Source organism: Candidatus Methanoperedens sp. (assembly GCA_012026795.1).
Taxonomy (GTDB): domain Archaea; phylum Halobacteriota; class Methanosarcinia; order Methanosarcinales; family Methanoperedenaceae; genus Methanoperedens.
Window position 1 is genome coordinate 1 of sequence record VEPM01000005.1, and the last position, 8,532, is coordinate 8,532.

At 38.6% G+C, this 8,532-nt stretch carries 6 protein-coding genes; 2 read left to right on the forward strand and 4 right to left on the reverse strand.

Annotation, left to right across the window (positions count from 1 at the left end):
- Positions 1 to 138: 138 nt before the first annotated feature.
- From FIB07_01820 to FIB07_01835, 4 genes are all read right to left on the reverse strand, one after another.
- Positions 139 to 1,581: a hypothetical protein gene (locus FIB07_01820; protein ID NJD51584.1), complete on the reverse strand. Its 1,443-nt coding sequence runs from the start codon at positions 1,579 to 1,581 to the stop codon at positions 139 to 141.
- A gap of 145 nt (positions 1,582 to 1,726) precedes the next feature.
- Positions 1,727 to 2,551: a cytochrome b/b6 domain-containing protein gene (locus FIB07_01825; GenBank protein ID NJD51585.1), complete on the reverse strand. Its 825-nt coding sequence runs from the start codon at positions 2,549 to 2,551 to the stop codon at positions 1,727 to 1,729.
- 2 nt (positions 2,552 to 2,553) lie between these two features.
- The gene (locus tag FIB07_01830; GenBank protein ID NJD51586.1) at positions 2,554 to 3,414 is read right to left on the reverse strand and encodes a hypothetical protein; all 861 of its coding nucleotides are present in this window, start codon (positions 3,412 to 3,414) and stop codon (positions 2,554 to 2,556) included.
- Between the two features lie 29 nt (positions 3,415 to 3,443).
- On the reverse strand, positions 3,444 to 4,880 hold the full coding sequence (locus FIB07_01835; GenBank protein ID NJD51587.1) for a hypothetical protein: 1,437 nt from the start codon (positions 4,878 to 4,880) through the stop codon (positions 3,444 to 3,446).
- A gap of 599 nt (positions 4,881 to 5,479) precedes the next feature.
- On the opposite strand from FIB07_01835, the gene FIB07_01840 reads away from it, so the two are divergent.
- Together FIB07_01840 and FIB07_01845 are read left to right on the forward strand one after the other, a co-directional pair.
- The gene (locus FIB07_01840) at positions 5,480 to 7,366 is read left to right on the forward strand and encodes a hypothetical protein (GenBank protein NJD51588.1); all 1,887 of its coding nucleotides are present in this window, start codon (positions 5,480 to 5,482) and stop codon (positions 7,364 to 7,366) included.
- Positions 7,363 to 8,490: a PGF-pre-PGF domain-containing protein gene (locus FIB07_01845; protein ID NJD51589.1), complete on the forward strand. Its 1,128-nt coding sequence runs from the start codon at positions 7,363 to 7,365 to the stop codon at positions 8,488 to 8,490. The genes FIB07_01840 and FIB07_01845 overlap by 4 nt, the downstream gene beginning before the upstream one ends.
- Positions 8,491 to 8,532 lie beyond the last annotated feature (42 nt).

Genomic DNA, 8,532 nt, shown 5'->3' on the forward strand with positions numbered 1-8,532 from the left:
TTAAAAGAATATTTGACAGGAAGATAGCATGGAAAGCCATGAATAGACATAATATGACATAAAAGGGACATGATATGCCATCGAATGGCCCTATAGATACAAAATATGGCAAATGACAGGATTATTTTGAAAATAAGGTCAATGTATCCTTATAATCACCTCACAGAAATTATCTCCATGCGTCAGTAAATGTTTCGCGTACATCTGGGCTTTGTTCCCAAAAGCGTAACTTAATGCCCCTTTAAATGTCTCCCTCATAGTATGACAGACGTAATTATCAAATTCAGTTCCATTTCCTGCAATATTACATTTCCTGATTGTATAGAGCAGATCCTTTCCTTCTAATTTCCATTCACTTTCCCTGTGGAGTCTTGCATCTATATTCTGTAATGCCTTCTGGAAGTTATCCAGTGTCCATGTCTTGATAAGTTTTTCCTGTTCATACCCCTGCATTAAGGATTTGCCTGTCCTTCGACCCAGGGATGTCAGAGATATGGGAATATCAGGAATGTCCTTTAATCCTTTTAAGAATCCAAGAAATACCAGAAGCTCCTGGTCAAGCCTGGTATTGCTGTTTTTCAANGTCTTAACNATCTCATTTATTTTTATCCCGACNTCAGACCTGTGGGTCAGTATTATGATNTTGGCNGTTGCCCTGGCATCGTACATATGGCCATTTGCCTCAAGGAGCGCATGAGCGCTTTTTCTTAGTTTTTCAATAGCTGCCCTGTCCCTGTAGCTGTGGAATAAAACAAGTGTATCCTTATCGATTTCCANCCTGTTAACTATCCNTGATGTTTCAAAGACCTCTTTNATNANNTGAAGCATTTCCGTAAGANGGATTTCCCGNATGGGTTTTTTTGCNATATTTTCTATTGTGANCTCCCATGCNGGTATTTTACCCTCNAGCAGATCCTCAAAATAATTCCTGTGGACAGTGACCATATTATAATTACTTACAAGATGCCTGTTGAACAGGGATTTCCAGAATTCCGGGCGCGTCTTTATAGTCCTGATAAGCTCGTCTGTCTTTCCAAAAAAAGTCTCAAGGCTAAGGAGTGCATCTTTATAGTTTGAACCTGATAATTCTACTTTTATACCTTCATTAGTATTAATGACCGACATGACTTCAAGAGGTATGATTTTAAGTGAGTTTTTGACAATATACTGGGCAATTAAGCTGGTAATGAACTTTATCTTCTGATTATCGCCTTTTATCTCCATCAATACTTCACCCGGGAAAATATCATTGTCAGATCTTAATGTGATGCAAATTCCCCACTTAAGTTCCCCGAATTTCCGGTTAAGATAATTTTCCAGGTTGTCCATTGAATTCATCATTACCGGATTTATGAATTCATTGAGTATCTCAGAAGGAAGGAGTTTTTCATCTATTTCCCCGAGTATCCAGTTAAATAAGGAATGGTCTATTGCCGATGAATTGATCCTGGTATCATACTTCCCGGCCTGGCAGATCATATCCCTTAATGCTGCGCCGAAATTCCCGTTATGCTTATCAGCATAGGGTTTTAATTTCTCAATATATTCATCTTCAAGTGAGATATGCCGTGTAATATTCATTTTTCCTCACTCCTTTATTAAACATATAAAATGACAATCCTAAAAAAGTATTTGCGAAGATATCCGGGTTTTGTGTCCATTAAAGATTTTTTATGACATAAAATGACAATAAAAAAGAAAAAATCGTTTTTGAAAACCTTTCATGCTATACCACGTTCAGGACATACGTCTTAACAGCTTCCATAAGAACGTTATACGATATCCACACCATCCAGATGCAAATTGTAAGGAAGATTATCGTGAACACAAGTTTCGCAAATCCCACGATCAATATATTTTTGTGTTCCTTATGCTCCCTATTTTCCGTATTTGCAATTTTCTGGCTTTTCATGGCTTCTTCATATTCCAGGGGATGCTCATGCCGCATTTCTTCTTCCGGAATATTCCCTGTCAGCCATGCAAGATTTGGGAATTTCCCGAACTGCTCATCATAGAAGTGCCCTATAAAGATTGCAATGGAAGCAAGGACAGCTTCCCATGTATGAAACAGGTTCGCTATCTGCACAAATCCTATCGGGAAATATTTCATGGCCTCAAAAGGCTGCCACATCAATAATCCCGTAAAACCCATTATGACTGCTCCGAATCCTGCCCCGAAATATTCGAATTTCTGTTTCCAGGTATATCTCCCGAATTTCGGATGCTCATCAGAATATCTCAGGAAATACCGTACCTGCTGCTTGAAGTCCTCGAGATCTTTAAGATTGAACAGTATTTCATAGCGGGGTTTCTCAAGTATATGGTAAACAACATGATATATACTCACTCCTATCATTGCAAGGCCGGAAAAATGATGGATAAATGTCCTGTTATCGAATCCTCCTACTGATTCTATCATCCACCTTGACCACCATTCTTCGGGGAACTTGAGAGGAAAACCCGTATACGCAAGCAGGATAAATGAGGTAAAAAATATTATATGCTGTATGCGCTGGTTCAGGGTAAACCTCTTGAATTTTAATTCTACCATGATCAATGCCTCCTTCTTATTTCAAAATTTGATGTAATCCCGAGGAAAATAAGCCCTATTGTAAAGGTAAGTTCAAAAAGGATCATAAGTATATAGAAATACGTTACAAGCCTTTTTGCATCAAGGGAAAGCAGGTAAACAGACTGCTCTTCATGGACTTTACCCCCATAAATAAATACATTATTTGCACCCGGATGACACCCGTTTTTTCCGCAGGTAGACGGCAAATTCGCGGGATTTATTGCTGATTCCGGATCACTTGCCTGCCTTGTATCGTGGTTTTCATGACAATCCGAACAGCTTGCAAGTAACCTCCCGCCGCCTGCATAAGACTTATAATGGAAAGATTTTTTGTAAGTGTCAAACCTGTCTGTCCTGATACCATAATATAAAGCTTGCATTCTGGTCTGGTTTTCATGGCATGTTGCACATGTCTCCGGTACATTTGCCGAGTATGTCGAAGAATTGGGGTTTTTCGATGAAAGGATATTATGGATGCCGTGACAATCGGTACACGACGCTGATGTTCTTCCTTCCTTCAGTCTTTTCCAGTGAATGCTGTCTTCATATACCCTGGTTTCATTCCCATGACATTTTGAACAGAAGTTCGTGACATTTACAGGTGAAGGCGTTCCAGTAAAGTTCGTATGCATCACATTAATGGAAACAACACTTCCACTGATATTTATGTCTCCGCCATGACAGTCCGCACAAGTATTTTTATTGAAATGTATGCTTGCCCGGAATTCATTCACCTGTGCCGGATGGCAATGATAACAGGAAATATCCGTATTCTCATCCTGTGCAGATGCCCCGGTCAAAAAGAAAATACCGATCAATGCCAGGACTATTATCCTGCTCATCCGATTTTTTATTATGTTGAAATCTGGTTTTATTGAATTCGTAATACCACCTCGCAAAAATTATCACCATGAGATAATAATTTTTGAACATCCAATTCTGCTTTATTACTGAAGGCATAGTCCATTGCGCCTTTAAATGTCTCCCTTGTAGTGTGGCAAATGCATTTACCGGGATCATTCCGGGCAATGCTGCATTTCCTGACAGTATAATACAGGTTTTTCCCATCCGTTTTCCATTCGCTTTCCCTGTGAAGCTTTGAGTCAATAGTTTCAAAAGCATTTTTGAATTTTTCCAGGTTCCATTCCTTGATGTTATTTTCCAATTCATATTGTTGCATTATGGATTTACCAAGTCTTCTTCCCAGAACAGAAAGAGATAAAGGAATATCGGGAATGTCCTTAAGGCCGTTTAAGAAAGTAATGAACATCAATAATTCCCGGTCAACTCTATTGCTGCTTGTTTTCAAATTATCAATTAATTCATTGATCTTTAAACCGACATCAGGCCTATGTGTCAATACGATCATATTTTCTGTTGATTTTCCGTCGTACATGTGGCCGTTTGATTCCAGCAGTGTTAAAACGATCTTTTTTAATTTATCTACTGCTTGTTTTGCCCTGTAATTATGGAAAATGACCAGTTTATCATCTTCGATTTCCACTCTGTCAACAATCCTTGAATTCTCATAAACTTCCTTTAAGAGCCAGAGCAGATCTTTAAGAGGTATTTCCCGAATTGGTCTTTTTGCAAGAAATTCTATCGTCACTTCCCCTGCCGGTATATCATTAGCAAGTATATCTTCAAAAGAATTCCTGTGGATTGTGACCATATTGTAATTGCTGAGGTTATGACATTTGATAATCGGGTTCCAGAAATCAGGATGGCCCTTTACTGTTCCCAAAATTCCGTTTAACCCTCCGAAAAAAGTGATTAAACTATCTTCTGCTTCTGTTTTATCTGACCGGGATAATTCAATTTTTATACACTCATTAAAATTAACGACTGACTGTACTGCCAGCGGTGAGCGGGTGAGTGAATTTTTCACGAGGAACTGTGACATTAATCCGGCAATAAATTTTATTTTCCGGGGTGTGCCTCTTATTGTCAAAAGTACCTTTGTTGGAAAATTGTCATTATCGCATTTCAAACGAAGGTTTATTCCCCATTCAAGTCCTGTGAACCTCCGGTTTATGTTTTCTTCAAGTCTTTCCATCGAATTTATCAATATCGGGTTGATCAGGTTATCAAGAACGTCCCCGGGAACCAATATGTCATCTATCTCCTGTAACATCCAGTTAAACAAAGAAGTATCTACCGCCGATGAGTTGAAAGCCTGATTGTATTTTCCGGCCTGGTAAATCATATCCCTTAACGCAGCCCCCATGTTCCCATTGTGTCTCTTTATATATGCTTCCATTTTTTTCAGATATTCCTCGTCAATGGATATGTGTCTTGAAATGTTCATGGTCCCTCTTAAAATGTAAAATAGATCCCGCATGAAGTTTCACACAGGACCTTGTGCCTCTTCCTCCCGCTTCATTATTATGCCTGGATCTTTAATGGAATCAGGCTCTTGCCACTGATTGCATCATATACACAAAGATAGATGCCGGTATAAGGAACAATCCTCCTGCAAAGGCAGCAAGGAATGTTTCTGCCGGGAGATAATAAGCTGCTGTCATAAAAGCTGCCGCAGCTATTGCAGCTATCATATATTTGGTTTTATTTCGCATATTTCATAACACCTCAATATGATCTATATATTGACATTATTAAATAATCACTTGATAATAAAATGTTAGGAAAATACTGTAAGCCGCCATATTCGGTTTTTCATGGAATAATTACACCAGTAAATAAATAATATGTATTATATAATTTAAAGAAGCCTGTATTACTGAAATATTGGAATTAAAAAAGCATGAATTCCATATATTGGTCTTAAGAGACCCATTATTCTTTAAATATGTCTTATTGAAGCCATTGTGAGGGATTGTGGTTGATTTTTTCATGAGATTTTAATGGCCATATTCTTCATACCCATGTTCATTACTCACGATCATTATGACACACATAAAATTCGGACTGATATTATTCGTAATGATAATAATAAATGGACAGGCAATGGCTGCAGATGTAAAAGTATTTCCTGCAAATTACCTCGCGAACCAGGGAGGAACTTTTAATTTGAATATAACAATAGATCCGCAGGGAGCAGCAATTGCAGGTGCGCAGTTAAATATCGAGTTTGACCAGACAAAGATCAGAATAAATAATATTACTGAAGGGAACTTATTCAAACAGAATGGAGCAAACACTTTCTTTTCAAATGGCATTATAAATAATTCAACGGGTACTGTGATAAATGTCTTTGGTGTAGTAATTGGCAGGACAAATGTATCAAATCCTGGCACATTCATCATTGTTAATGCTACAGCCATCGGTTCGTCAGGTGCATCCGGAATAAATCTTTCAAATGTTAAGATCAGCAATTCTGATGCCCAGCCTGTTCCCCAAGTAATATATAACGGAAGTATAACCATTAACAACCCGCCAGTACTTCTGGGGATAGGTGATAAGAAAATTGTTGAAGGCCAGGCACTTACTTTCACTTTATCTGCAACTGATAACGAGTCGGATATTCTTACATACTCAGCTTCAAACCTGCCAGCCGGGGCGACTTTTAACCCGGCCACAAAGACTTTTAGCTGGATGCCTGATTTCACACAATCCGGCATTTATCAGAATGTACATTTTGAAGTTTCAGATGGAACATTGAGGGATTTTGAGAATATCACAATAACTGTGAATAAGCGTTCAAATATTATCGTAACGCCTTCAAGCAAGATCGTAAATCCGGGGCAGACTTTGCGCCTTAACATATCAATTGATCCAATGGGTAATCCGATCTCAGGCGCACAGCTTTCTCTTACATATAACGGATCGATCCTTAAGGTGAATAGCGTCACGGAGGGAACTCTCTTCAAACAGAACGGAGCAAACACGATCTTTAATGGCGGTGTAATAGATAATACGTCAGGAAGAGTAAACAATATTTATGTGTCCATCCTCGGTCCTTATAATGTTACAACTGTAGGGACGTTCATTACTATTGACTTTATGGCAATTGGTTCATCAGGAACATCAGTTGTTAATATTTCAGACATAATAATAAGTGACCAGGCCGGATATCCGGTGGCTTTCAATCTGACCAATGGGAGCGTATTAATAAACAGTCCGCCAGTACTCGATACAATTGGAAATAGAACCATCGATGAAGGCCAGGCTCTTATTTTCACTTTATCAGCAACTGACGCTAATGGAGATTCGCTTATATATTCCGCAACAAATCTTCCATCTGGCGCTGTGTTTGTCCCCGCAAACAGGACCTTTTTATGGACACCAGGTTTCACACAATCGGGTAATTATACGGATATTCATTTTGAAGTATCTGATGGCGGTGTGACGGATTTTGAAAATATAATGATAACGGTCAATAACGCCAATAGGCCGCCTACATTTACTTCTTTCCCGTACAATGGCTCAGCATTTAACGAAACACAGACTATTCCGATCAGCATTATAGCAAACGATCCTGATAATGACACACTTGGCTACATAATTAAACTGGATGATAAACTGGTGAGTACAACAGCAAGTTATTCCTGGAGAACTAACTATGCCAGTTCAGGCAACCATACTATTGAAATATCAGTGAGCGATGGGACAGTATCTGTTACGGGGATAACAACCGTTTACATAAATAATGTATATCCAAGATATGATGTTAATAAAAATGGAGTAGTTGATATTGGGGACCTGACAATAATCGGACAGCATTTCACTGAAAAGGTCAATCCACCATATCCGGATTATGATGTTAACATGGATGGGATTGTTGATATTTCAGATATTACAATTACTGCCCAGCACTTTGGAGAAAATACATGAGACTGGTTTTCCATGAAATTTTTTTATTTTTCTTAATGGCCATTATTGCAGGATCAACTGCTATTCCAACTGCTATTGCTGCGGCTGTTTACCCTGACAGGCTTCCGTCCAATATTTCTGCTGGCCAGACCTTTGATATTGGAGTAAAAGTTGATCCTCAGGGTGTAGCGATTGCAGGTGCCCAGATTGATATATCGTATGATAAATCCGTACTTAAGATAAACAGCATCACGGAAGGAAGTCTCTTCAAACAGTATGGGGCGACTACAATTTTTAATGGCGGTGTAATAGATAATTCGCTTGGCAGGGCAGTAAATATCTATGTATCTATTATAGGACAAAAAAACGTTCAAATTCCCGGGACCTTTGTTATTATCAATTTTACTGCCCTTAATTCTACAAATGGTCCACAGATCAATCTTGAAAATGTCCGGGTCGTTGACCCGGATGGAAATCAAGTTTATCCGGCTCCTGTTTCGACACCTGTCAAGCAGGAAAAAGAAACAGGCGGTTCTGTCTCCGGAGCAGGAGGTAATTCGGGTGAAAACTATACAAACATTGAGCTCATAGAAAAATATGATCTTTATATTTACAAGAATGTCACAACTTCTTACAGGTTTAAGGAACAAACAAATCCAATAGTTTTCATAAATATTACAGGTAATTCAAATCCAGCTGAAATAACTACTTCCGTAGAAGTATTAAAAAACACTTCTACCCTTGTAAAATCCAGCGCTTCCGGATTGGTCTATAAGAATGTCAATATCTGGGCAGGGTATTTTGGATATGCTACACCAGATAACATAAAACATGCCGAAGTAATATTCAGGGTGCCTATTGCATGGATGGAAGCCAACAATATCAATCCGGACTCGATTGAAATGATGCGATATGATGATGGGTGGCAGTCTTTGCCCACAAGAAAGATCGGAACGCATAATAGTAATATCCTGTATGAATCCAGTACTGTTGGTTTCTCATTTTTTGCAATAAACGGAAAGAAATCAACCGGGGAAATCGATTACAAATCCTATCGCACTGGTACGATGGATTTTAATATTGACTCTCAGGAACAGCAAGGGGAAATGAATAATTATCCTGCAACCACAATCATTCAACCATAAGATCATGCCATATTAAACAATTATCTATTGGTTGTTATCTTC

What these genes read in the sequence shown, in the direction of transcription:
- FIB07_01840 (NJD51588.1), top strand. Translation starts at nt 5,480, where the DNA reads ATGACACACATAAAATTCGGACTGATATTATTCGTAATGATAATAATA.
- FIB07_01845 (NJD51589.1), top strand. Translation starts at nt 7,363, where the DNA reads ATGAGACTGGTTTTCCATGAAATTTTTTTATTTTTCTTAATGGCCATT.
- FIB07_01825 (NJD51585.1), bottom strand. Translation starts at nt 2,551, where the DNA reads ATGGTAGAATTAAAATTCAAGAGGTTTACCCTGAACCAGCGCATACAG.
- FIB07_01830 (NJD51586.1), bottom strand. Translation starts at nt 3,414, where the DNA reads ATGAGCAGGATAATAGTCCTGGCATTGATCGGTATTTTCTTTTTGACC.
- FIB07_01835 (NJD51587.1), bottom strand. Translation starts at nt 4,880, where the DNA reads ATGAACATTTCAAGACACATATCCATTGACGAGGAATATCTGAAAAAA.